This is a genomic window from Mycobacterium sp. NGS64 (genome assembly GCF_059812245.1).
The window spans coordinates 479,652-504,747 of sequence record NZ_JCALCI010000003.1 but is presented as its reverse complement, the minus strand read 5'-3'; the positions used below and the strand labels follow the sequence as shown (position 1 = coordinate 504,747).

The following is a 25,096-nucleotide window of genomic DNA, read 5'->3' as shown; positions in this document are numbered from 1 at the left end:
AACTGCGGGGAACCTATTGTTGCGGTGCGTACGGTAGGTGCAGCGTGATTTCGCCAACCAGCCTTGCCCGGCCGATTGCGTACCCGATCCTATGACTGTCGAAGCCGCCACCACTGCCGCGCGAACGTGGACGCCACGGGTCGCGGCGCAGCTGGCGGTGCTGGCGGCCGCGGCCTTCACGTATGTCACGGCGGAAATCCTGCCGGTGGGCGCGCTCTCGGCGATCGCGCGCAACCTGCAGGTCAGCGTCGTGTTGGTCGGAACCCTGCTGACCTGGTACGCGCTGGTGGCGGCGCTGTCGACGTTTCCGCTGGTGCGCTGGACGGCGCACTGGCCGCGCCGGCGGGCGTTGGTGGTCAGCCTGGTCTGCCTGACCGTCTCGCAACTCATCTCGGCGCTGGCGCCGAACTTCGCCGTGCTGGCCGTGGGGCGGGTGCTGTGCGCGCTCACCCACGGGCTGCTGTGGTCGATCATCGCCCCGATCGCCACTCGGCTGGTGCCGCCGAGCCACGCGGGACGCGCCACCATGTCCATCTACATCGGTACCAGCCTGGCCCTGGTGATCGGCAGCCCGCTCACCGCCGCCCTGAGCCTGATGTGGGGCTGGCGGCTGGCCGCGGTCTGCGTCACCGTCGCCGCGGCCGTCGTGACCGTGGCGGCCTGGCTGTTGCTGCCCGAGCTGGTGCTGTCCGCCGACCAGCTCAAGTGCGTCGGCCCGCGGGCGCGGCACCACCGCAACCGCGCATTGATCGTTGTCAGCCTCATCACCATGGTCGGCGTCACCGGCCATTTCGTGTCGTACACCTACATCGTCGTGATCATCCGCGAGGTCGTCGGCGTGCGCGGACCGAACCTCGCCTGGGTGCTGGCCGCCTACGGCGCCGCCGGGGTAGTCGCCGTGGGCATGGTGGCGCGGCCCCTGGACCGCCGGCCCAGGGGCGCCGTGTTGTTCTGCATGGCGGGGTTGACCGCCGCGTTCGTGGTGCTGACCGCGCTCGCGTTCGGCGGCGGACGCGGCGTAGCCCCCTATTCAGTCGCGCTGATCGGGATCGCGGCCATCGTGTTGTGGGGGGCGATGGCCACCGCCGTCTCGCCGATGCTGCAGTCCGCCGCGATGCGCAACGGCGCCGACGACCCCGACGGGGCCTCGGGCCTGTACGTGACGGCGTTCCAGGTGGGCATCATGGCTGGCTCGCTGGCCGGCGGACTGCTGTACGAGCGCAGCGTCGCGCTGATGCTGACCGCCTCCGCGGGCCTGATGGGCGCCGCGCTGGCCGGCATGGCGGCCAATCGGCAGATGCTGGACCCCGCACAAGACGTTGCCCCGGCAAGCTCACGCAATTCATAGCTGCCCAGGTCAGCTGCGCGAATGGGGCCGCACGTGGGTGCGCCGCCCGCAGCGAAGTAGGTAGCTGGGGTGCGCGCTATGCCACACTATTTCCGAGTAAGCGACCGAAGGGATGCATATGTTCGCGGCTCTGAAGGCAGCCGGATTGGCCTCCATCTTGAGCGGGGCACTGGTGCTGGGCGCGGTTCCCGCGCTGGCGGACCCTGATCAGGCTCCGGGTGACCCGGGGACCGTCGCGGCGCCCGCGGACCCACCCGGCGCCCCCGCGCCCCCGCCCGTCGCGGCGCCGCCGCCCGCCGAGCCGCTCGCGCCGCCGCCGTTCACCTTCCCCGGCGCCCAGCCGGCAGCCTCCGGCCCGGCCGCCGGGCAGAACCCGACGCCGTTCACCGGCACCGCGCCGTTCGGGCCGCCCGCGATCGTCCCGAAGAACGGCTCGACGGTGGGCGTGGCCCAGCCGATCATCATCAACTTCCCCGCGCGGGTCGACGACGCGGGCGCGGCCATCGACGCCGTGCACGTGATGTCGACCCCGCCGGTGCCGGGCAAGTTCTACTGGATGACCCCGACGCAGCTGCGCTGGCGCCCGCTGAGCTTCTGGCCTGCGCACACCGCGGTGACCGTCGACGCGGGGGGCACCGTGTCCAGCTTCCAAACCGGTGACACGCTGGTCGCCACGGCGGACGACTCCACGCACCAGCTGACGGTCACCCGCAACGGCACCGTGGAGAAGACCATCCCGATGTCGATGGGCATGACCTCCGGCAACCACCAGACCCCCAACGGCACCTACTACGTGCAAGAGAAGATGCCCTCGGTGGTGATGGACTCCTCCACCTACGGGGTCCCGGTCAACTCGACCTACGGCTACAAGGTGACCGTCGAGCTGGCCGTGCGCTTCGACAACGTCGGCGACTTCGTGCACAGCGCGCCGTGGTCGGTGGACGACCAGGGCAAGCGCGACGTCAGCCACGGCTGCATCAACATCAGCCCGAGCAACGCCCGGTGGTTCTTCGACAACTTCGGGCCGGGCGATCCGATCATCGTGAAGAACTCCACCGGCGGCGACTACCAGAAGCACGACGGCTCCAGCGACTGGATCAATTAACCCCACCAGACGCAAAATCGCCCAGTCCGGCTCGGAATAGGGCGATTTTGTGTCTTCTCGGCATCTTTTGCGCGCCGCCGAATTATGTATAGCATCATACATATGCGTAGCCCTCGCGAGCGGATGGTGGTTTCGGCCGCGCTGCTGATCAGGGAGCGCGGTGCGCACGCGACGGCCATCTCCGACGTCCTCGAGCACAGCGGCGCCCCGCGCGGGTCGGCCTATCACTACTTCCCGGGCGGGCGCACCCAGCTGCTCTGCGAGGCCGTCGACTACGCCGGCGAGCACGTGGCCGCCTTCATCGCCGAGGCGACCGGCAGCGCCGAGCTGCTGGACACGCTGATCGACAAGTACCGCCGCCAGCTGCTCGACAGCGACTTCCGCGCGGGCTGCCCCGTCGTCGCGGTGTCCGTCGAGGCTGGCGACGAATCCGACCGCGAGCGGATGACGCCGGTCGTCGAGCGGGCGGCCGCGGTGTTCGACCGCTGGTCCGGCCTGATCGCCGCGCGCTTCGTCGCCGACGGGATTCCCGCGGACCGCGCGGGCGAACTGGCCGTGCTGGCGACCAGCGCGCTCGAGGGCGCGATCGTGCTGGCCCGGGTGCGGCGTGACCTGACGCCCCTTGATGTCGTGCACCGTCAGCTACACCGACTGCTCGCGGCCGAGCTCTCCGAGAGGAATTCGCAATGACCACCACCGACTGGCAGCCCACCGCGTGCATCCTCTGCGAATGCAACTGCGGCATCGTCGTCCAGGTCGAAGATCGCCGCCTGGCCCGCATTCGCGGCGACAAGGCGAACCCCGCCTCGCAGGGATACACCTGCAACAAGGCGCTGCGGCTGGACCACTACCAGAACAACCGCGCCCGCCTGACCTCGCCGATGCGGCGCCGCGCCGACGGCAGCTTCGAGGAGATCGACTGGGACACCGCCATCGTCGAGATCGCCGAGGGCTTCAAGCACATCCGCGACGCCTACGGCGGCGACAAGATCTTCTACTACGGCGGCGGCGGGCAGGGCAACCACCTGGGCGGCGCCTACAGCGGCGCGTTCCTGAAGGCGCTCGGGGCCCGCTACCGGTCAAATGCGTTGGCGCAGGAGAAGACCGGCGAGGCCTGGGTCGACGGGCAGCTCTATGGCGGTCACACCCGGGGCGAGTTCGAGCACGCCGAGGTCTCGGTGTTCGTCGGCAAGAACCCGTGGATGTCGCAGAGCTTTCCCCGCGCCCGGGTGGTGCTCAACGAGATCGCTAAGGACCCGGCCCGGTCGATGATCGTGATCGACCCCGTCGTCACCGACACGGCCAAGATGGCCGACTTCCACCTGCGGGTGCGGCCCGGGACCGACGCCTGGTGCCTGGCCGCGCTCGCCGCCGTCCTCGTTCAGGAAAACCTTTGCAACGAAGCGTTTCTCGCCGAGCACGTGCGCGGCGCCGATGTCGTCCGGGCCGCGCTGCGCGAGGTCCCGGTCGGTGACTACGCCCAGCGGTGCGGGGTCGACGAGGAGCTGTTGCGCGCGGCGGCGCGGCGCATCGGCGCCGCCGAGAGCGTGGCGGTGTTCGAGGACCTCGGGATCCAGCAGGCGCCCAACAGCACACTGTGCTCCTACCTGAACAAGCTGCTGTGGATCCTCACCGGCAACTTCGCGAAAAAGGGTGGGCAGCATCTGCATTCGTCGTTCGCGCCGTTGTTCAGCCAGGTCTCCGGGCGCACGCCCGTCACCGGTGCGCCCATCATCTCCGGGCTGATTCCGAGCAACGTGGTGCCCGAGGAGATCCTGACCGATCACCCGGACCGCTTCCGCGCCATGATCGTCGAAAGCGCCAATCCCGCGCACTCGCTGGCCAATTCGGCGGCCTGCCGCGAGGCCTTCCAGGCGCTGGAGCTGATGGTCGTCGTGGACGTCGCCATGACCGAGACCGCCCGGCTCGCCCACTACGTGCTGCCCGCGGCGTCCCAGTTCGAGAAGCCCGAGGCGACCTTCTTCAACTTCGAATTCCCCGGCAACGCTTTCCAATTGCGACGGCCGCTGCTCGAGCCGCTGCCCGGGACGCTGCCCGAGCCGGAGATCTGGGCCCGCCTGGTGCGCGCGTTGGGCGTGCTCGACGAGGCCGACCTGCGCCCGCTGCGCGAGGCCGCGCGCCGGGGCCGCCAGGAGTATGCCGAGGCCTTCCTCGGTGCGGTGGCGACCAATCCCACTGTGGCGAAGCTGGTTCCGTATGTGCTCTACGAGACCCTGGGGCCGACACTGCCCGACGGATTGGCCGGCGCGGCCGCCGCGTGGGGCTTGGCCCAGAAGACCGCCATGGCCTACCCCGAGGCGGTGCGGCGGGCCGGCCACGCCGACGGCAACGCGCTGTTCGACGCGATCCTCGACAACCCGTCCGGGGTCACGTTCACCCTGCACACCTACGAGGACGACTTCGCGCTGATCAGCCACGGCGACCACAAGATCGCGCTGGAGATCCCCGAAATGCTGGACGACCTAAGGGCTTTGGCGGCGACACCGCCCCAGCTGACCACGCCGGATTTCCCGATCGTACTGTCGGTCGGCGAGCGGCGCGCCTACACCGCCAACGACATCTTCCGCGACCCATCCTGGCGCAAACGCGACGCCGACGGGGCGCTGCGTGTCAGCGTCGAGGACGCCCAGGTGCTGGGTCTCGTCGACGGGGGACGGGCGCGCGTCAGCACCGCGGCCGGCAGCGCCGAGGCGACCGTCGAGGTCACCGAGACCATGCTGGCCGGACACGCCGCGCTGCCCAACGGTTTCGGGCTGGACTACGTCGGCGAGGACGGGCGCACCGTCGTCCCCGGGGTCGCGCCTAACTCGCTCACCTCCACGGAATGGCGCGACCCCTACGCGGGCACGCCGTGGCACAAGCACGTGCCGGCGCGCATCGAAGCATGCCGAGCAGACGCAGAATTGCACGTTTAGCGGCCAGGTTGTGCGATTCTGCGTCTGCTCGCGGATCGAAGCCGGGCCTTAGTTCCAGATCCTGACCCGGTTCGCCGGCGCCAGGTACAGCCCGTCGCCCTCGGCCACGCCGAAGGCCTCATAAAACGCGTCCATGTTGCGGACCACGCCGTTGCAGCGGAACTCCGGCGGGGAGTGCGGGTCCACCGCAAGTCGCCGAATCGCCTCCGCCTCACGCGATTTGGTGCGCCACACCTGCGCCCAGCCGTAGAACACGCGCTGCACGCCGGTCAGGCCCTCGATGAGGGGTGCGGGCCGGCCGTTCAGCGACAGCTGGTAGGCCAGCAGCGCGATGGACAACCCGCCCAGGTCGCCGATGTTCTCCCCCACCGTGAAAGCGCCGTTCACATGGTGGCCGTCGCCGAGGCCGCGCGGGGCGTACGCGTCGTACTGCTCGATGAGCGCCTTGGTGCGGGCGCCGAACTCGGTGCGGTCGTCGTCGGTCCACCAGTCGACCAGGTTGCCGTCGCCGTCGTACTTGGCGCCCTGGTCGTCGAAGCCGTGCCCGATCTCGTGGCCGATCACCGCGCCGATCCCGCCGTAGTTGGCGGCGTCGTCGGCGTCGGCGTCGAAGAACGGCGGCTGCAAAATGGCTGCGGGGAAGACGATTTCGTTCATTCCCGGGTTGTAATAGGCGTTGACGGTCTGCGGCGTCATGAACCACTCGTCGCGGTCCACCGGGCCCCCGAGCTTGGCCAGCTCGCGGTCGTGGTTGACCGCATACCCGCGCCGGTAGTTGCCGTACAGGTCGTTGCGGTCGATGACCAGCTTCGAGTAGTCGCGCCACTTCTCCGGGTAGCCCACCTTGGCGGTGAACTTCTCCAGCTTGACTAGCGCGCGCTCGCGGGTCTGCGGTGTCATCCAGTCCAGCTCGCTGATGGACTGGCGGTACGCCGCCTTCAGGTTGTCCACCAGCTCGTCGATGCGGGCCTTGGCGCCCGGCGGGAAATGCCGCTGCACGTAAAGCTTTCCGACGGCGTCGCCCATCAGGCTTTCCACCAGCGCCACCGCCCGCTTCCAGCGTTCCCGGATCTGCTCGGTGCCGGTCAGCAGGCGACCGTAGAAGTCGAAGTCCGCGGCGACGACGTCGTCGGTGAGCCAGGCGGCGCGGGCGCGGATCAACCGCCAACGCGCCCAGCGCTTCCAGTCCTCGAGGTCCTCGCTGTCCCACAGCGCGGCGAACGCGGCCAGGTAATCCGGCTGGCGCACAACCACTTCCGCGAGCGAGTCGGGGCTGCCGCCCAGCGCGGTCGCCCAGCCGTCCCAGTCGAAGCCGGAAGCGTCGGTCCGCAGCTCGGCGAACGTGCGCAGGTTGTAGGTGAGGTCGGCGTCGCGGCGCTTGACGACGTCCCAGTGGGCGGCGGCGAGCTTGGCCTCCAGCGCCACGATGCGGGCCGCGGTGTCCGCGTGAGTCGCGGGGTCGCCACCGTAGACGAGGCCGAACATCCGCGCGATGTGTCCCGGGTAGGCGGCCAGCACCTCGGCGTGCCGCTCCTCGCGGAAATAGGACTCGTCGGGCAGGCCGATGCCGGACTGTGCGAAGTGCGCCAGGTAGCGGGCCGAGTTCTTGGCGTCGGTGTCCACGTACATCGCCACACCCCCGCCGACGCCGGTGCGCTGCAGGGCGCCGACGGCGGCGGCCAGGGCCGCGGTGTCGGCGCAGTCGTCGATGACGGCCAGCTCGTCGAGCAACGGCTGGACGCCCCGGCGCTCGACGGTGTCCTCGTCGAGGAAGCTGGCGTAGAGGTCACCGATGCGTTGCTGATCCGTTCCCTCGGCGGCGCCCTGCTCGCTGGCCTCCACGATCAGGTCACGCACCTGCTCTTCGGCCCGGTCGTACAGCGCGCGGAAGGCGCCGTCGGTAGCCCGGTCCGGGGGAATGTCGTAGTCCGCCAGCCAGCGGCCGTTGACGTGGCCGAAAAGGTCGTCTTGGGGGCGTGCGTTCGCGTCGACAAAGCTCAGGTCGACGCCCGATCGGATGGCCTCTACTGTCACCCCGCCATCCTTCCATCTTCTTTTGGATGCGACGATCGGCCCATGTCAGACCTGGAATCCGGAGCCGACGTGGAATCAGAGGATGTCGAAACCGAAGACGACGTCGAATCCGAAGACGAATCCGAGCCCGCGGGCGGGCGAATCTTCTCCAGCTACGGCATCGCGTCGACCGTTCTCGGCGTGCTGGCGGTCGCCGCCGTCGTGCTCGGCTACGTCATCTGGTCCGCGCACCGCGACGAGATCGCCGAACGCGTCTACCTGAGCCGCGTCATGGCGACCGCCGCCGAGTGGACGGGCGTGCTGATCAACATGAACAGCGGCAACATCGACGCCAGCCTGCAGAAGCTGCACGACGGCACGGTCGGGGAACTCAACACCGACTTCGACGCGGCCGTGGACCCCTACCGGCAGGTGGTGCAGAAGCTGCAGTCGCAGAGCGCCGGCCGCATCGAGTCGGTGGCCATCGAGACGATGCGGCGCGACCTGGACACCCAGCCGGGCAGCTCTCGGCCGGTAGTGACGACGAAGCTGCCGCCGTTCGCCAGCCGGGCGGACTCGGTGATGCTGGTCGCGACGTCGGTGAGCGAGAACGTCGGCGCCAAACCGCAGGTGGTGCATTGGAACCTGCGGCTCGAGGTTTCCAACGTCGACGGCAAGCTGATGATCTCCGGGCTGGGTTCCATCCGATGAGGAACATCTGGCGGCTGCTGGCCTTCGACATCGCGGCCCCGCTGGCCGCGATCGCCGCGCTGTGGATGATCGGGGTCGTCCTCGGCTGGCCGCTGTGGTGGGTGTCGGCGTGCTCGGTCCTGGTGCTGCTGATCGTCGAGGGAGTCGCGGTCAACTTCTGGCTGCTGCGCCGCGACTCGGTCAGCGTCGGCACCGACGACGACGCCCCGGGGCTGCGGCTGGCCGTCGTGTTCCTGTGTGCGGCCGCCCTGTGCGCGGCGGTGGCGACCGGGTACACGCACTGGACGCGCACGGACCGCGACTTCAAGAACGACACCCGCGAGGTGGTCCAGGTCGCCTCGGGCATGGCCGAGGCGATGGCGTCGTTCACCCCGAGCGCCCCGACCAGCTCCATCGACCGGGCCGCGGCGATGATGGTGCCCGACCAGGCGGGCGCGTTCCGGGAGCAGTACCGAAAGTCCAGCGCGGACCTGGCCCAGCACAACGTGACGGCGCAGGCCTCGACGCTGGCGGCCGGGGTCGAGGCGCTGGGCCCGACGGCGGCCAGCGTCGCGGTGATCCTGCGAGTTACCCAGAACACCCCGGGGCAGCCGCCCAGTCAGGCCGCGCCCGCGCTGCGGGTGGCGCTGGCCAAGCGCGGCGACGCCTGGCTGGTGTCCAACGTGACGCCGATGAACGCCCGCTGACGGGTCAGTTGGCGTCGGCGGACCGCGCGGACTTCACCTTGACGAATCGGTCCGACAGCCGGCGCATCCGGATCATCAGCGCGGACGTGGGGCTGGTGCTGCCGTCGAGGTAGGCGCCCAGGTCCTCGGACGACACCCCGATGCGCGACGCGAATTCGTGTTCGCCCAGGCCCGAGCGGTCGATCAGCAACCGGATGTGCCGGGCCACCTCCGCCCGCTCGTTGGCCTCCAGGTGGGTGCGGGCGCGCTCCAGCACCTCCCACAGCGCTTTGGCGATGCCGTAGGGCCTCGTCCCCTCGAGCACCTCTTCGACCTGGCGGGCCGTGCGGCCGTACGGGTCGCGCTTGAGCGCCGCGGCGATGCGCTTCCACGTGTCGATGTCGCCGCCCTGCAACGCCGAACGGATCGCGGACGTCGGCCAGAACTCGACGGGTTGGTCGGTGTCGGCAAGGGGGCCACCGTCCATGCGTTGCTCGCCGGCGGGCCGCTCGGGCGGCGGTGCCGGGCGCCGTTCGGATGCCAACGTCACCTCGCCTCCTCCAGCATCGCCACGGCCACCGAGAGGCAGCGCTGCCTGACATCGTCCCAGTCCGCTTTCGCGTCGGAATCCGACCATTCGTCGCTGAAATCGGAGGGATGGGGGTCCGCGAGCCGGCGGACCAACTGGGTGGCCATCCATTCCCGCCTGGGTGTTTGACAACAGTAATACCTGTCCATGCCGGCCAGCACCACCGCGGCGGTCTCCGGTTCCACGTTGTCAACCATGTCTGCAAATTCGGCGTAATCGCGGCTGCTGTTACGGCACATGATCAAGTAGCCCTTGAGGCGCAGCGCCTCGGCGCCGGTCGGCACGAGCAGCCGATCGCCCGTGGGCAGTTGCACGTTGGTGGTCTCCACCGGGCTGCGCCGCTCGTACTGGGGACAATCGACCGCGGAGGCGTCGGTCTCCAGCGCCTCGATGGCGACGGACAGCCGGCCCCGCCACAGGGTGACCGGATGAACCGGCCGGTCCCCGGCGATCGCGCGGGCGATCCCGTTGCGCGACGGCAGGCCGCCGACCCGCTTCTTGGCGGGCGGGTGGCCGTTGCTGCCGTTCTTGGCGGGGCTCGCCCCGACCTCCGGGCCGCCGTCGTCGATGTCGACCTGGTGGGGGATCTGGCCGGGGCCGAGGCCCCGGGTGTCGGCCGGGACCGAGGTCGTGGCCTTGCCATTGCGCCCGCATCCGGTGAAGGCGAGCGGGTCGGCCACGCAGATGGCGTCGGGCGCCAGGTGCTTGAGCTTGGCGGCCGACTTGAGCACCATTCGCAGGTCGGCGCTGGGCGCGGCCAGCGCCGAGATGTCGTCGGGGATGACGACCACGTCACCGAGGTCGACCTGCGGCAGCGGCCGGTCGAAGTCGACCGACGGCAGCACGCGGCGCAGCCACCGGGGCATCCACCAGTTCCACTGGGCGAACATCGCCATCAGCGCCGGCACCAGGACCAGCCGCACCACCGTGGCGTCGACCGCGATCGCGACGGCGCATGCGACACCGATCTCGGCGACCAGCGGCATGCCGGCGAACGCGAACCCGATGAACACCGCGATCATGATCAGGGCGGCGCTGGTGATCGTGCGCGCGCTGGTGCTCACGCCGTAGGCGACGGCGTCGCGGGTGTTGCCGGAGTGCAGGAAGCGTTCCCGGATCCGGGTGAGCAGGAAGATTTCGTAGTCCATCGACAGCCCGAACGTCATCGCCAGCACCAGCGGGGGCACCGTGCTGTCGATCGAGCTGATCTGGGTGAAACCGAGTTCGCTCAACCAGCCCCACTGGAAGACCACGACGAGGCTGCCGTAGGCGGCGGCGACCGACAGCAACGTCATCAGCACGCCCTTGAGCGCCAGGAAGATCGAGTGAATCGAGATCAACAGCATCACGAACGCGATCAGCGCGACGAAGAGCAGCACCAGCGGCTCGGTCTGCGACACCCGGTCATCGAAGTCCTTGATCAGCGCGGTCGGGCCGCCCACGTCCACGCGCGCCGTTCCGGCGTCGGGAATCTTGGACAGTTGCGTGCGCATCCAGCCGACGGTCTCGCGAGCCTTCATGTCCTCGGGGTCGACCGACAACACCGCCGACAGGAGGGCGCTGCCGTTGTCCTCGGCGAACTGCGGGGGCGACACGGAAACGATGTTGGGCGCCTGAGTCATTCGCTGTCGGATCGCGCTGACCGTCGAGCTGTGCTCCGGCGACGCCGCGCCGCCGTCGGGAAACGTGACCAGCACCCGGATCGGCCCGAGGGCGCCGGGCCCGAGCGCCTGCGCGGCCGCGCCGACACCGGCGCGGATCTCGTGGGACGAGTCGAACTGGCGCAGCAGGCTGTTGCCCAGCACCATCGACGCGGTGGGCACCGCCATGACCAGGAGCACCACCGAGGCCGCCACCGCCGCCGCCCACGGCCGCCGCATCACCCCTGAAATCCACCGGTTCCAGAACCGGGACTGCCCGCCCTCCGGCTGGCGCGACCAGTGCAGCAGGCGCGACCTCTTGGCGGCCGCCCGGCCGAACGTCGCCAGCGCCGCCGGCGTCAAGGTGGCCGACGTCAGCATCGCCACCGCCACGGCCAGGATCGCGCCCGTGGCCATCGACTTCAGCGCCGGGGTGTTGATGATGTAGATGCCGGTCAGCGAGGCGATCACGGTCATGCCGGACAACACCACCGCCAGCCCCGAGGTGGCCATCGCGGCGTCCACGGCTTCGTTCTGCTGGCGCCCGGAGCGCAGTTCCTCGCGGAAACGCATCAGGATGAACAGCGAATAATCCACCGCCAGCGCGATCCCGAACATCGACACCGTCGACGTCACGAATACCGACATGGTGGTGTAGGCCGACAGGAAATAGACCAGGCCCATCGTGACGACGACCGTGCAGATGCCGAGGGCGAGCGGGATCGTCGCGGCGGCCAGGGAACCGAACACCGCCAGCAACACGACCAGAATGATCGGCAGGTTCCACTTTTCGGCGGCCGCGATGTCGTGCTTGGTGTTCGCCGCAGCGGCGGTCGACAGGGCACCCTGCCCGATCACGTAGAGCCGCACCCGGCCGTTCGCCGTCTGGCCGGACTGGTCACCCTTGATGCCGACCTTTTGGCGCAGCTGCTTGGCGAGGTCGCTGGTGCCGGCGTTGCGGGCGTCCATCCGCAGCGAGATCACGTACGGCCGGTCGGGCTGCGGGGGCCGCTGGGTGGGGTTGGGAACCTCGGTGACACCGGGAAACTCGCCGGCGATCTGCCGCAGCTGCGCGACCGCGTCGTTGATGTCGGCGTAGCTGGCGTCGGGGCGGGGGGCCGCCACCAGCGCCAGCGACGACGCCCCCTGGTCGTGGTAGAGGTCCTCGAGCTGATCGTGGACCGCCAGCGACTGGGAGCCGGCCACCTCGAAACCGCCACCGGTCAGGTTTCCCGACTGCGTCAACGCCAAATAGACCGCCGGCACCAATGCCAGCAACCAGCCTGTGAAGACCAACCAGCGGTACTTACGCAGGCTGCGGCTGAGGCGCATCATGAACTGCTGGATTTCTTCACTCCCCGGGTTCTCACGCAATGCGTGCAGGCGAGAATACCGCAGCAGCCTGTGGATTATGTCGGGTTATCAGCATCCTGAGCTGCAACGACACGGATGTTGCCAAGACGCTGCCCAGTTGTGGTGAACCAGTGACCCAGCGGTGTGGGTCACACGAAGTAGCAGCGGCGGTGCGCGGATGGCAGGATGTCGGGTGGCCGCGCGGGGGAGCGGGGAACCCCGTCACGAAGAGCCGTTCACGCCAACCGTTTTGCGATGTGCCCCCGGACGCCGCGCGCATTCGCAAACTCTTAGGAGTGACCATGACGACAGGCACCGCGACCAGGCGCCGCAGAATCTTCGCCGGGCTGCTGGCCACCACGGTGCCCGCCGCGGCCGTCGCCGTCCTTGCCGGGCCACCGGCGACGGGCGCCAACGACCCGTGCGCCGCCAGCGAGATCGCCCGCACGATCGGCTCGGTCTCCAAGTCGATGGGTGACTACCTGGACTCGCATCCCGAGACCAATCAGACGATGACCTCGATGCTGCAGCAGCAGGCCGGCCCGCAGTCGCTGACCGGGCTCAAGTCCTACTTCGAGGCCAACCCGAAGGTGGCCGGCGACATGACGTCGATCGCGTCGCCGCTGACCAGCCTGTCGACGCAGTGCAAGTTGCCGATCAGCATCCCGCAGGCGATGGGCATGCTGCAGCAGGCGCAGGGCGCGGCCGGCGGCCTGCCGGGCGGGGTGCCCGCGCTGCCCGGCGGCGGCGCCCCGGGCGCCTCCCCGGTCGGTAGCGCCCCGGCCCCGCTGCTGCCCGGCGTGACGATCGGCGGGGCGCACTAACCGGAAGTGGCCCAAGCCGTGCGCCGAGTGTGAACTACACGACGCGTTCTGGGCGTGTTGCGTCGTAGGATTCACGCTCGGCCGGCCGAACGGCCGAAAGGCGTTGCCTAGCGGCCGATTTCGTGGCTGGGCTCCGGCGGCGGCAGCGGACCCTGCAGGGCGGTTTCGGTCGGATCGGTGGACGCGGCGGGGTCGCGCACGACGGCCAGCGGGCCGGTGATGGGATCGTCGTCGTCGGAGTCGCCGACGTTCTCGGTGCGGAACATGAAGAAGAACACCACCCAGCCGATGGCGGCGATGAGCAGCCAGCTGATCAGCCGGTACAGCAGCATGGCCGAGATCGCGCTCGGCAACGACATCCCGCTGGAGACCAGCCCGGGCACCAGCACCGCCTCGACCACCAGCAGGCCGCCCGGCATCAGCGGGATCGTGCCGACCGCGCGTGCGGCGGCATACGCGACCGTCAGCCCGGCGACCGACGCGTGGTCCCCGGCGGCGTACGCCGCGAACCCGAGGCAGGCGACGTCGGCGATCCAGTTGAACATCGACCAGCTGAACGCCACGCCCAGGTCCCGACGGCCCAGGCTCACCGACTCGAGCTGCATGAGGGTCTCGCGCCACTTGTCCAGGCCGGCGTCGGCCGGCCTGCCGCGAAGCGAATTGACCCATGACAGCACCCGGCTGCCGATGCCCTCGATGAGGTCCGGGCGCGACGCGACCGCCTGGGCCAACAGCAGCAACGCGACGAACCCGCCGAGCGTGAACAGCAGCGAGAACGGGTTGTTCTTGGCCCCCAGGAAGAAGGCGCCGCCGAGGCCGAGCAATGCCAGCCCCACCGCCTGCAGCACGCCCGACATCACCAGCTGCCACGAGGCCACTACCGTCGAGGCGCCCCAGAGCCGCTGCTGCCGGAACAGAAACGTCGCCGACAGCACCGGCCCGCCGGGCAGCGTCGTGCTCAACGAGTTGGCGGCGTAGAACGCGGCCTCCGATCGCAGCTGCTTGACGTGGACGCCGGCCGACTTCAGCAGGGTGCGCTGGATCTGGGCGAAGCTGTGCATGGACGCGGCCGCCGCCACCACCGACGCGATCAGCCACCACCAGTTGGCCTCGTACAGGCTCATCCAGGCTTTCGCCAACTGGTGCCACCCCAGTGCGATCTCCACAGCAAGCACGATCGCGACGATGCCCAGGATCACCCAGCGCACCCACCAGTACCTGCCGCGCGGGGTCTCTTCGCGCGTCAGGTCCAGCTTGCGGACGGGTGCGTCGTGCGGCACGTGCTTTAGGGTAACCGCGCAGGTGGCGCGGCCAGCGAGGCGAAGCTCCGACTGTGTCGCGGTCGTAACCGGATCGTGCCGGGTCCGGCGGCGCCGGGGACGCCGTCACGGCCGGTCGGCGCGCGCCGCCGCCAGATAGGCTGGGCTGATGCCGGCAAACCCCGAACGAGCCGCGGAGGCCTTCGAGGCCGCGTCGGTCGAACCCCTTGTCCGAAAGGCCGCCGCGTGGGCGTGGCGTTTGCTGGCCATCCTGGCCGCGGTGCTTGCACTGCTCTGGGTGGTACAGAAGCTTGAAGTCATCGTGGTTCCGGTGTTGCTGGCGCTGATGGTCAGCGCTTTGCTGGTTCCGGCCGTCGACTGGATCGACAAGCGGGGCCTGCCGCGCGGGGCGGCGGTGGCGCTGGTCATGCTGGGCGGGTTCGCGATTTTCGGCGGCATCCTGACGTTCGTCATCATCCAATTCGTCTACGGTCTGCCCGACCTGACCGAGCAGATCAGCCGCAGCATCGACTCCTCCCGCCGGTGGCTGATGGAGGGCCCGTTGCATCTGCGCGGCGAACAGATCTCCAACGCGGGCAACGCCGCCATTCAGGCGCTGCACAACAATCAGTCCAAGCTGACCAGCGGCGCGCTGTCCACCGCGGCGACGATCACCGAGCTGGTGACGGCCGCGGTGTTGGCCCTGTTCACGCTGATCTTCTTCCTGTATGGCGGGCGCAACATCTGGCAGTACGTCACCAAGATCTTCCCGGCGAACGCCCGGGACCGGGTGCGCGAGGCGGGCAACGCCGGATACGGGTCGCTGATCGGCTACGTGCGGGCCACCTTCCTGGTCGCCCTGACCGACGCCGCGGGCGTCGGCACCGGGTTGGCGATCATGGGCATCCCGCTGGCGCTGCCGCTGGCCTCGGTCGTGTTTCTCGGCGCCTTCATCCCGCTGATCGGTGCCCTGGTCTCCGGGCTGCTGGCGGTGGTGGTCGCGCTGCTGGCCAAGGGCCTCGTCTACGCGCTGATCACGCTGGGTTTGCTCATCGCGGTGAACCAGCTCGAGGCGCATTTGCTGCAGCCGCTGGTGATGGGCCGCGCGGTGTCGATCCATCCGCTCGCTGTGGTGCTGGCGATCTCCACCGGCGGCGTGCTCGCCGGGATCGTCGGGGCGCTGCTCGCCGTTCCGACGGTCGCGTTCCTCAACAACGCGATTCAGGTGCTGCTGGCCCGGGATCCCTCCGCCGAGTCCGAAAAGCAGACCGAGGAGGCCGACGAGGTCGGGGCCGTCGTCCAGGCGGAACCGGACCAGCCCGACTGAGCAGCCTTTAGAGCCGTCCCTCGCGACGTAGCAGATCCTGGGCGCTGACGCCCCCGCCGGTGCCCCTGCGACGCCGGTCGCCGTTGTCGCCCTGCCCGCGGGCGTCGAGCTTCTCGGTGGTGGGCTCGGCGTCCGGCATGTGACCGGGGTTCGGCGCGTCGCCAGCATGATTGCTGGGGACCGGAATGGCCCGCGTCTGACCGCTGGAAGGCGTCGGCGGCGCGGGTGGCCGCGGTGACGCCGACGGCCAGGGGGTCGCGTTGGCGGGCGCGGACAGGCGCGCGGTCTTGGGCTCTGATGGCTGGGCCTGAAGGCGGGTGGTGCTCGCGGCGGACGGCGTGCTCGGCGCCACTTCGCGGGCGGGCCTGGGCTCCAGCTGGTCCGGGTGCGCCGCCCGCGACGGCTCCAGCGAGCCGGGGTGGGTGGGGTCGTGCGGCGCGCGGGGCGCTCCCGCGGCGAGGGCGGCAGCCGCGACCGGGGGCCGGGTGGGCCGGCCGTTGAGGGTGGGGCGCTTGCGCTCGTCGGGCAGGTCGATCTCGCCCAGCCCCATCTTGTTCTGCAGGCGCCGGGCCCAGCGCGGGGCCCACCAGCAGTCGTCGCCGAGCAGCTTCATCACCGACGGCACCAGGAACATGCGGACCACGGTGGCGTCCAGCAACAGCGCCGCCATCAGCCCGAACGCCAGGTACTTCATCAGCACCAGATCGGAGAAGACGAACGACGCGGCGACCACGGCGAGGACCAGCGCGGCGGCCGTGATCAGGCGTCCCGTGGTCGCGGTGCCGATCCGGATCGCCTCGGCGGTGGACATGCCGCGTTCGCGGGCCTCGACCATTCGGGACACCAGGAACACCTCGTAGTCGGTGGCCAGACCGAAGCCGACCGCGACGACCAGCGCGATCAGCACCACCATCAGCGGCGTCGGAGTGAAGTTCAGCCACGTCGAGAAGTGCCCGTCGACGAAGATCCAGGTCAGGATGCCCAGCGTGGAGCCGAGCGTCAGCGCGCTCATCACCACCGCCTTGATCGGCAACACCACCGATCCGAACGCGAGGAACATCAGCAAGGTGGTGGCGCTCAGCAACAGCACCAGCATCAGCGGGGCCTTGTCGAACAGGCTGTGGATGCTGTCCTGCTCGAGCGCAGGCGTGCCGCCAACCAGGAGGGTCAGGCCCTTCGGCGGGTTAATGGACCGCAGTTCGTCGATCTTCTTGGCGGCGTCATTGCGGTTGGACAACCCATTCTGAATGACGCGTACCGAGTCGTTTTTGGGCTGTGTCGTGCCGTTCGGGCCGTTGACGCAGGGGTTGCCCGCGATGGCCGGGCACGGCCGCTCCTCCCACGATTTGTCGGTGAAGCCGGTGATCGGCGCGATCCTGTTGCGGATGTCGGCCACCTGCTGGTCGGTGACCTTGCTGCCGTTGTTGCTCTTGATCACCACGGTCAGTTGTTCGGTGCGGTAACCGGGGAACAGCTTGTCGAAGTGCTCCTGCGCCTGCCGCACCGAGTTGTTGGGCGGCAGGTACTTCTCGCTCATGCCGCCGAACGACAGGTTGCCGAGCGGGATGACGAGCAGGATCATGCCGACGGCGATGGGAACGGCGAACGCCAGCGGCCGCTTCATCACGAAGTTGACCAGCTTGCCCCAGAAGCCGGCCTCGACCTCTTCGCGGGTCTTGGTCTTCTGCAGCCGGTCTGCGAGCCAGTTGAGGTAGGCGCGCGACACCTTCCAGTTCCGCAGGAAGGGAACCCGGAACGCGGTCCGCACGCCCAGCGCGTCGACGTGGCGGCCGAGGATGCCCAGGCAGGCCGGCAACAACGTGATCGACAGCAGCGCCGCCAGCCCGACCGCGGCGAAGATGGCGTAGACCAGCGAATGCACGAAGCCCTGCGGCAACACGAGCAGGCTGGCGCTCGAGGCGATGATGAGCACCGCCGAGAAGGTGACGGTGCGGCCGGCCGTCATCACCGTGCGTCGCACGGCGGCCTCGGTGTCGTAGCCCTCGGCGATCTCCTCCCGGAATCGGCTCACCACGAAAAGCCCGTAGTCAATGGCGATACCGAGGCCAATCAGCGAGACCACCGGCTGGGCGAAATAGTGCACCGGCCCGAACATGGCGACGAACCGCAGGATGCCCGTTGCGCCCGCGATGCTCAGCCCGCCCACGATGACGGGCAAGCCGGCGGCGATCGCGCCGCCGAACACCAGGAACAGCACCACCGTCACCAGCGGCAGTGCGAGGACCTCCATCCGCCGCTGGTCGGTGGCGATGGTGCCGGTCAGGGCGTTGGCTATCGGCTCCAGGCCCGCGAGCTGGACGGTGCCGCCGTCGAGCTTCTGCAGGTCGGGCGCGATGGCCTTGTAGTTGTTGAGAATCGAGTCGTCGTCGTCGCCCTTGAGCGGGATGGACACGAAGGTGTGCTTCTTGTCCTCGGTCGCCATCCCCTTGATCAGCGGCGGCGCGTCGGCGGGATTGGCCACCGCCAGCCAGCCCGCCCAGCCGACGACCTGGTTGGGGTGGTCGTTCTTGAACTTGTTCAGCTCGTCGACGATCTTCTGGTGCCACGCCGGGTCCTCGACGGTCTTGCCGTCGGGGGCGGTGAAGGTGGCGACGATGTGGCTGGTGCGGTCGCGGCCGTAGGTCTGGTCACCCAGGACGGAGGCCTTGACGGATTGGCTGCCGTCGTCGTAAAAGCCGCTCTGCGTAACGTGTTTGCCCAGGCTCATCCCAAAAATGCCGCCGCCGAGGCAAAGAGCCACCATGACCCCGATGACGATGTACCGATAGCGGTACACAGTTCGTCCCCACCAGGCGAACACGTAAGCTCCTTACTGGATCAGTAGCGACCCGCGGATTGAGTTCCCAGTCTCACACACGCGTGGTCAAAAGGGCGGACAGCGGCCGGAACGGCTGCAGCCATGCTCCATGGTCAGGCAGCGAATCCAGACCGATCCGCGGCAACGGCTCCCGGAACACACCGGCGATGTCTTCCAGGTCGACGAAGTCCAAGGTATCCGACGCTAGCGCCCAACTCGCGTGTTCGCGAAATCCGATCACTTGGACGGGGACCCCGGTGCGCGCGACTTCTTCCAGCGGTTGGCGGAAGGCCTGGCCGTCGGCGGAGGCCACCACCAGCGCCGCAAGCCCCTCGGATTGCCGCCGCGCGATGTGCGCCAGCATGTCGTGGTCGACGTCGCTGTCCTCGTCGATTTTCGGCTTGGCGAACACCGCGAACCCCACGTTACGCAACGCATCGACCCAGGGGCGGACGACGTCGGCGCTGCCGGGCGCGATGTTGGTGAACACCGTGGCCTCGGGTTCGATGACGACGCCGGGGCGGCCCGCGCTGACCTCCGCGGTGCGCGCCAACAGCCAGCGACCCAGGGCGTCGAATCGGGGGCGCTCCAGCGCCGTCGGGCGCCGCCCCAATATCGAGCCCAGGCCCATGTCAAGGTTGGGAGCGTCCCAGACCAGCAGCACCCGCCCGGCCGGCGGTTGGAAGCTGTTCAGGCCCTCGGCCGACAGAACCGCCGGTGCTTCCAGCGCTTCCGATGCCGTCGCCTCTTCTGTCAGGCTCATTTCCATCGCCTGCCTACTCATCGCCTAAACCAGATGAATTCGTTCACCGCGCTGCCCGCTTCTTGGGCCTTGGACTCGTACTTGGTGGTGGGGCGCACGACCGAGATCGGCAGCCGGCTCCCCGGGTCGGCGCGACGAAGCCGGGGTTCGCCATCGCCGGCCTCGGCGATCTGCTCGGCGTAGCCGGGGTGGTCCGTCGCGGCGTGCAGAACACCACCAGGGAGTAACCGGTCGGCGATCAGGCCAATCGTGCTCGGTTGCAGGAACCGGCGTTTGTGGTGCCGGGCCTTGGGCCAGGGATCGGGAAAGAAGACGCGGACGCCGGTCAGCGAACCCGGGGCGATCAGGCGGTCCAGCACGTCGATCGCGTTCCCGCGGATCAACCGGATGTTGCCGACCTGCTCGCGGTCGATCGCGGACAGCAGCTGCGCCAGGCCCCGGCGGTAGATCTCCACCGCGATCACGTCGACGCCGGGCTCATCCTGGGCCATCGCGAGCGTGGATATGCCGCTGCCGCAGCCGATTTCGAGCACCACCGGCGCTTCGCGGCCGAACCAGGCGCGGATGTCCAGCGGCTCGGGCGGCTGGGGAACCCCAGCGGGAGCGGACCCGACCGAGATGCCCAGTTTCGGCCACAGCCGCTCCCAGGTGTGGCGCTGGGCGTCCGAAAGCGCGGAACGGCGCGACCGGAAACTCGTGGCGGGGAGGCGGCGATGCTCGGGAACAGGCGGTTCTCCAGTCACATCATTAGTTTCCGGGCCAGCCTCCACTGCCGCCGGCGCGTCGGGACACGTCCCGACCCCGGGTTGCGCATGCATTTGTCCATGGTGGCCCATGAACCCCCGATGTAGCCGCCCGTGGTCCAGATTGATACCCAACAGTTGCCTTCTGCTGCTAGCGGTGGCTCGCATCTCGCTGACGCAGATGCCACCATTCGGTGAGACCCGGCTGGCCGTTCGGCAAACGGACGCCCTTCGGGATCGAACGGCTAGGACACATGACGGGACACGGGCACAGACTTTTCGTCGACGAGCTGGCGCGCTTTGCCGCCGGCCGCGCCGACCCGCGCGTGACCGCGATCACCGAACGGGCCGGCGCGCCGCTGCGCGTGGCCGTGCGCGGTCGACGCGGCGTGGGTTGCCGCACCGTGGCGCGCGCCCTGGACCTCGCCGGAGCCGAAGCCGGGATCGCCGCGACGGCGGGGACGTCGGCCGGGGCCGACGTGGTGGTCTACGTCACGGCCGAGGTGATCAAGCCCGAGGACGCCGAGGCCGTCGCCGCCGCCGGGCGCCCCGTGCTGGCCGTACTGAACAAGGCCGACCTCGCCGGCTCGCTTTCCGGGCGGGGCGGCGACGGGCCGATCGCGGCCGCGCGCCAACGCTGCGCCCGCCTCGCCGCCCTGCTCGGGCACCCGATCGAACCGATGATCGGGCTGTTCGCCGTCGCCGCGCTCGACGGCCTGGACGACGAGTTGTGGGCGGCGTTGCGGGTCCTCGCCGCCGATCCCGCCGGCGCGGGCTGCCTCGACGGCTCGTTCGCCGGGTTCCTGGCGGCGGAAAATCCGGTGCCGACCGCCGTCCGGTTGCGGCTGCTCGACGCCCTGGACCTGTTCGGCACGGCCCTGGGCATCGCCGCGGCCCGCCGGGGCAGGACGCCGGGACAGGCTCGGGCCCTGCTGCGCCGGCTGAGCGGCGTCGACGCCGTCCTGGACAAGGTCGCGGTGATCGGCGCGCAGGTGCGCTACCAGCGGGTGCTGCGGGCCGTCGCGGAATTGGAGGCCCTGGCCGTCACCGCCGGTCGCGACGCCGAGGCGATCAGCAACTTTTTGGCGCACGACGACACGGTGGTCGCCCGGATGGCGGCCGCGGTTGACCTTGCCGAGGCCGCCGGGCTCGACCCCGGCTCCGATGGTTTTGACGCGTCCGCGGCCCCACTGCCCCGGGCGGTGCGCTGGCAGCGCTACAGCCTTGGCAGGCTGGGACCGGTGAGTGATCTGCAGCGCGCCTGCGGCGCGGACATCGCCCGCGGATCGCTGCGGCTGTGGTCGCAGGCCTGCGGGCCGCTGCCCGGGGAGCCACGGTGAGCGGCGACGACCAGGCCGCCGAGGTGGACGCGCTGGTGGCGGCGATCGGGCCCCGGCTGGATTCGCCCGGGATCAACCGCCGCGACGTGGTGTTGGTGACCGGGCCGTGGCTGGCCGGAGTCACCGCCGTGGTTTCGGCGCTGCGCGAACGGCTGCCGCAGCACAAGTTCGTCGAGTCGGCGGACCTGGGGCCCGGCGATGCGCCGATCGCCCTGGTGTTCGTCGTCTCCGCGGCGGCGCAGTTGACCGGATCCGACTGCGCGCTGCTGGATGCCGCCGCCGAGCACACCGACGTGGTCGTCGGCGTGGTGTCCAAGACCGACGTGCACCGCAACTGGCGCGACGTCCTCGCCGCCAACCGCGACACCCTGGTCGCGCACGCGCCGCGGTACGCCCGGGTGCCCTGGATCGGCGCGGCCGCCCTGCCCGACCTGGGCGACCCGAGCGTCGACGACCTGGTGCGGACCGTCGACGAGCAACTCGCCGATTCCGACATTCCCCGGCGAAACAGGTTGCGGGCCTGGGAATCCCGGCTGCAGGCGGTCGCCGAGCGCATCGACCGCGACGCCGAGGGCGCCGGGCGGCGGGCGCGGGTCGACGCGTTGCGCGAGGAGCGCAGCGGGGCCCTGCGGCAGCGCCGCCAGGCGAAAACCGAGCGCACCATCACGCTGCGCGGCCAGATTCAGCAGGCTCGCGTCCAGTTGTCCTACTTCGCGCGCAACCGCTGTTCGTCGGTGCGCACGGAGCTGCAAGAGGACGCCGCCGGTCTGTCGAGGCGGAAGATGGCCGGCTTCGCTGAGTACGCGCGCGGCCGCGTCGACGAGGTGGTGGCCGAGGTGAGCGAGGGAATCAGCACCCACCTCGCCGAGGTCGCGCGGGTGTTGGGGGTGCCGGAGGCGCTGCCCGGCTTTCAAAAAGGAGAGGAGACGCTGCCGACGGTCGAGGTCCCGCCCGCGCCCCTGAAATCCCGGCGGCACGAAACCTGGCTGATGATGCTGCTGGGCGCCGGCTTCGGGCTGGGGGTGGCGCTGACGCTCAGCCGGCTGGTCGGCGGGCTGGCCTCCCGGCTCAGCCCCGCGCTGGCCGCCGTGGGCGCGGTGGCATGCGTTGCCATCGGGGTGGCGGTCACCTTCGTGGTCATCCACATCCGCGGCCTGCTGCGCGACCGGGCGCTGCTGGACCGCTGGGCGGGCGATGTCACGTCGTCGCTGCAGTCGACGGTGGAGGAGCTGGTGGCGACCCGGGTACTGGTCGCCGAGTCGCTGCTGAGCACCGCGCTGGTGTCCCGCGACGAGGCGGAGAACGCGCAGGTGGCCGACCAGGTCAGCGCCATCGACAGCGAACTGCGCGAGCACGCCATCGCGGCGGCGCGGGCGGCCGCGGTGCGCGACCGGGAGATGCCCACCATCCAGGCCGCGCTGGACGCCGTGCGTGCAGAACTCGGACAACCGGGTATACCCCAACCCGAGAGCGACACAGATGAAACGGCTTCAAGGAGCGACGATGGCGACGACGGATGACGTTTGGCCCTGTTTCTGAATCGTTGTTGTGAGAAGGCTTATACCCGCCCGAGACCTCTCCGACAAGTGGCTCACGATAACCTGTAGCTAACGCCACCATGTAAACAGTTGTGTGGGCGAGGGCATAGCAAGGCAACTCAAACACGAGCCGAGTAAGCAGGCAGAAGAATCCAGGAGACTTCGATGACTTCAGCGACCATTCCCGGTTTGGACACCGCGCCCACCAAGCACCAGGGGCTGCTGTCCTGGGTGGAGGAGGTCGCCGAGCTCACCCAGCCCGACCGGGTGGTCTTCGCTGACGGTTCCGACGAGGAGTGGCAGCGGCTCACCGACCAGCTCGTCGCGGCCGGCACCTTCAAGCGGCTGAACCCCAAGTCGTACCCCAACTCCTTCCTGGCGCTGTCCGACCCGTCCGACGTCGCGCGCGTCGAGTCCCGGACCTTCATCTGCTCCGAGCGGGAGATCGACGCCGGCCCGACCAACAACTGGATGGACCCCGCCGAGATGCGGTCCACCCTCAAGGACCTGTACCGCGGCTGCATGCGCGGCCGCACCATGTATGTGGTGCCGTTCTGCATGGGCCCGCTCGGCGCCGACGACCCCAAGCTCGGCGTGGAGATCACCGACTCCGAATACGTCGTCGTCTCGATGAAGGTGATGACCCGGATGGGCAAGGCGGCCCTGGAGAAGATGGGCGACGACGGCTTCTTCGTCAAGGCGCTGCACTCGGTCGGGGCTCCGCTCGAGCCCGGCCAAAAGGACGTGCCGTGGCCGTGCAACGAGACCAAGTACATCACCCACTTCCCCGAGACCCGCGAGATCATGAGCTACGGCTCCGGCTACGGCGGCAACGCCCTGCTGGGCAAGAAGTGCTACTCGCTGCGCATCGCGTCGGCGATGGCGCACGACGAGGGCTGGCTCGCCGAGCACATGCTGATCCTCAAGCTGATCTCCCCGGAGAACAAGGCCTACTACTTCGCCGCGGCGTTCCCGTCGGCGTGCGGCAAGACCAACCTGGCCATGCTGCAGCCGACCATCCCGGGCTGGCGCGCCGAGACGCTCGGCGACGACATCGCCTGGATGCGGTTCGGCAAGGACGGCCGGCTGTACGCCGTCAACCCCGAGTTCGGCTTCTTCGGCGTCGCGCCGGGCACCAACTGGAAGTCCAACCCCAACGCGATGCGCACCATCGCCGCGGGCAACACCGTGTTCACCAACGTCGCGCTGACCGACGACGACGAGGTCTGGTGGGAAGGCCTGGAGGGCGAGCCGGACCACCTGATCGACTGGAAGGGCAACGACTGGTACATCCGCGACACGGAAACCAAAGCCGCGCACCCGAATTCGCGGTACTGCACGCCGATGTCGCAGTGCCCGATCCTGGCGCCCGAGTGGGACGACCCGCAGGGCGTGCCGATCTCGGGCATCCTGTTCGGCGCCCGCCGCAAGACCACGGTGCCGCTGGTGACGGAGGCCCGCGACTGGCAGCACGGCGTGTTCATGGGCGCGACCATGGGCAGCGAGCAGACCGCGGCCGCCGAGGGCAAGGTCGGCACCGTGCGCCGCGACCCGATGGCCATGCTGCCGTTCCTGGGCTACCACGTCGGCGACTACTTCCAGCACTGGCTGGACCTGGGCAAGAACTCCGACGAGTCCAAGCTGCCGAAGGTGTTCTTCGTCAACTGGTTCCGCCGGGGTGACGAGGGCCAGTTCCTGTGGCCGGGCTTCGGCGAGAACAGCCGCGTGCTGAAGTGGATCGTCGACCGCATCGAGCACCGGGCCGGCGGCCAGGACACCCCGATCGGTGTCGTGCCGACCGCGGCGGACCTGGACCTGGACGGCCTCGACGCCGACAGCGACGAGGTCGCCCAGGCGCTGGCGGTCAAGGCCGACGAGTGGCGCCAGGAGCTGCCGCTGATCGAGGAGTGGTTCGAGTTCGTCGGCGACAAGCTGCCGACCGGCGTCAAGGACGAGTTCGAGGCGCTCAAGCAGCGGCTCGCCGAGTCCGGCTAGTCCCTGGGGCGTTAATCGGCTGTCACCGTATGGCCGCCCGGGCGCGCCAAGCGGTTTGCCGCTGTAAGCCGGACGAAAGACTCATGTCAAGGTGCTCGCAGCCTGAACTGGTAGTCCCTTGGCTTTGGG

At 69.5% G+C, this 25,096-nt stretch carries 18 protein-coding genes; 11 read left to right on the top strand and 7 right to left on the bottom strand.

What is annotated here, in order from left to right:
- The first annotated feature begins 91 nt into the window (after positions 1 to 91).
- From AC5Y4S_RS16225 to AC5Y4S_RS16210, 4 genes are all read left to right on the top strand, one after another.
- Positions 92 to 1,348, top strand: a complete 1,257-nt coding sequence (locus tag AC5Y4S_RS16225; protein ID WP_500033719.1) for an MFS transporter — start codon at positions 92 to 94, stop codon at positions 1,346 to 1,348.
- 118 nt (positions 1,349 to 1,466) lie between these two features.
- Entirely contained in the window at positions 1,467 to 2,453 is a 987-nt protein-coding gene (locus AC5Y4S_RS16220) for a L,D-transpeptidase (protein ID WP_500033718.1), read from the top strand.
- 102 nt (positions 2,454 to 2,555) lie between these two features.
- Positions 2,556 to 3,143 carry a TetR/AcrR family transcriptional regulator gene (locus tag AC5Y4S_RS16215; RefSeq protein WP_500033717.1) on the top strand — a complete coding sequence of 196 codons (588 nt, stop codon included), beginning with the start codon at positions 2,556 to 2,558 and terminating at the stop codon, positions 3,141 to 3,143.
- On the top strand, positions 3,140 to 5,389 hold the full coding sequence (locus AC5Y4S_RS16210) for a molybdopterin-dependent oxidoreductase (protein ID WP_500033716.1): 2,250 nt from the start codon (positions 3,140 to 3,142) through the stop codon (positions 5,387 to 5,389). Before AC5Y4S_RS16215 ends, AC5Y4S_RS16210 begins: the two co-directional genes overlap by 4 nt.
- Before the next feature lie 48 nt (positions 5,390 to 5,437).
- On the opposite strand, the gene AC5Y4S_RS16205 is transcribed toward AC5Y4S_RS16210, so the two are convergent.
- A complete protein-coding gene (locus tag AC5Y4S_RS16205; protein ID WP_500033715.1) occupies positions 5,438 to 7,423 on the bottom strand; it encodes a M13 family metallopeptidase in 1,986 nt (661 codons plus the stop codon).
- Positions 7,424 to 7,465: 42 nt separating this feature from the next.
- On the opposite strand from AC5Y4S_RS16205, the gene AC5Y4S_RS16200 reads away from it, so the two are divergent.
- Together AC5Y4S_RS16200 and AC5Y4S_RS16195 are read left to right on the top strand one after the other, a co-directional pair.
- The gene (locus AC5Y4S_RS16200; RefSeq protein WP_500033714.1) at positions 7,466 to 8,113 is read left to right on the top strand and encodes a hypothetical protein; all 648 of its coding nucleotides are present in this window, start codon (positions 7,466 to 7,468) and stop codon (positions 8,111 to 8,113) included.
- Positions 8,110 to 8,799, top strand: a complete 690-nt coding sequence (locus AC5Y4S_RS16195; RefSeq protein ID WP_500033713.1) for a hypothetical protein — start codon at positions 8,110 to 8,112, stop codon at positions 8,797 to 8,799. Before AC5Y4S_RS16200 ends, AC5Y4S_RS16195 begins: the two co-directional genes overlap by 4 nt.
- Positions 8,800 to 8,803: 4 nt before the next feature.
- On the opposite strand, the gene AC5Y4S_RS16190 is transcribed toward AC5Y4S_RS16195, so the two are convergent.
- Entirely contained in the window at positions 8,804 to 9,328 is a 525-nt protein-coding gene (locus AC5Y4S_RS16190; RefSeq protein WP_500033712.1) for an XRE family transcriptional regulator, read from the bottom strand.
- On the bottom strand, positions 9,325 to 12,342 hold the full coding sequence (locus tag AC5Y4S_RS16185; RefSeq protein ID WP_500034034.1) for an MMPL family transporter: 3,018 nt from the start codon (positions 12,340 to 12,342) through the stop codon (positions 9,325 to 9,327). Before AC5Y4S_RS16185 ends, AC5Y4S_RS16190 begins: the two co-directional genes overlap by 4 nt.
- A gap of 320 nt (positions 12,343 to 12,662) precedes the next feature.
- Here AC5Y4S_RS16185 and AC5Y4S_RS16180 point away from each other — a divergent pair, with 320 nt between their 5' ends.
- Positions 12,663 to 13,184, top strand: a complete 522-nt coding sequence (locus tag AC5Y4S_RS16180) for a hemophore (protein ID WP_085191833.1) — start codon at positions 12,663 to 12,665, stop codon at positions 13,182 to 13,184.
- A gap of 107 nt (positions 13,185 to 13,291) precedes the next feature.
- Here the strand turns inward: AC5Y4S_RS16180 and AC5Y4S_RS16175 are convergent, their stop codons facing one another.
- Positions 13,292 to 14,464, bottom strand: a complete 1,173-nt coding sequence (locus tag AC5Y4S_RS16175; protein WP_500033711.1) for a lysylphosphatidylglycerol synthase transmembrane domain-containing protein — start codon at positions 14,462 to 14,464, stop codon at positions 13,292 to 13,294.
- A gap of 148 nt (positions 14,465 to 14,612) precedes the next feature.
- Here AC5Y4S_RS16175 and AC5Y4S_RS16170 point away from each other — a divergent pair, with 148 nt between their 5' ends.
- Complete coding sequence (locus tag AC5Y4S_RS16170) at positions 14,613 to 15,770, top strand: AI-2E family transporter (protein WP_500033710.1); 1,158 nt, start codon at positions 14,613 to 14,615, stop codon at positions 15,768 to 15,770.
- Between the two features lie 7 nt (positions 15,771 to 15,777).
- Here the strand turns inward: AC5Y4S_RS16170 and mmpL3 are convergent, their stop codons facing one another.
- The 3 genes from mmpL3 to trmB are packed head-to-tail and all read right to left on the bottom strand — an operon-like array spanning position 15,778 to position 20,187.
- Positions 15,778 to 18,591 carry a trehalose monomycolate exporter MmpL3 gene (mmpL3, locus tag AC5Y4S_RS16165; RefSeq protein ID WP_500033709.1) on the bottom strand — a complete coding sequence of 938 codons (2,814 nt, stop codon included), beginning with the start codon at positions 18,589 to 18,591 and terminating at the stop codon, positions 15,778 to 15,780.
- A 49-nt stretch (positions 18,592 to 18,640) separates the two neighbouring features.
- Positions 18,641 to 19,351 (bottom strand): NYN domain-containing protein, encoded by a 711-nt coding sequence (locus tag AC5Y4S_RS16160; protein ID WP_500033708.1) that lies wholly within the window; start codon positions 19,349 to 19,351, stop codon positions 18,641 to 18,643.
- Between the two features lie 17 nt (positions 19,352 to 19,368).
- Entirely contained in the window at positions 19,369 to 20,187 is an 819-nt protein-coding gene (gene trmB / locus AC5Y4S_RS16155) for a tRNA (guanosine(46)-N7)-methyltransferase TrmB (protein ID WP_500034033.1), read from the bottom strand.
- Between the two features lie 161 nt (positions 20,188 to 20,348).
- Here trmB and AC5Y4S_RS16150 point away from each other — a divergent pair, with 161 nt between their 5' ends.
- The 3 genes from AC5Y4S_RS16150 (at position 20,349) to AC5Y4S_RS16140 (ending at position 24,967) form a co-directional block, all read left to right on the top strand.
- Positions 20,349 to 21,434 carry a hypothetical protein gene (locus tag AC5Y4S_RS16150; protein ID WP_500033707.1) on the top strand — a complete coding sequence of 362 codons (1,086 nt, stop codon included), beginning with the start codon at positions 20,349 to 20,351 and terminating at the stop codon, positions 21,432 to 21,434.
- Positions 21,431 to 22,954, top strand: coding sequence for a hypothetical protein (locus tag AC5Y4S_RS16145; RefSeq protein ID WP_500033706.1), 1,524 nt, complete (start codon positions 21,431 to 21,433; stop codon positions 22,952 to 22,954). Before AC5Y4S_RS16150 ends, AC5Y4S_RS16145 begins: the two co-directional genes overlap by 4 nt.
- A 183-nt stretch (positions 22,955 to 23,137) precedes the next feature.
- On the top strand, positions 23,138 to 24,967 hold the full coding sequence (locus AC5Y4S_RS16140; protein ID WP_500033705.1) for a phosphoenolpyruvate carboxykinase (GTP): 1,830 nt from the start codon (positions 23,138 to 23,140) through the stop codon (positions 24,965 to 24,967).
- Positions 24,968 to 25,096: the final 129 nt, after the last annotated feature.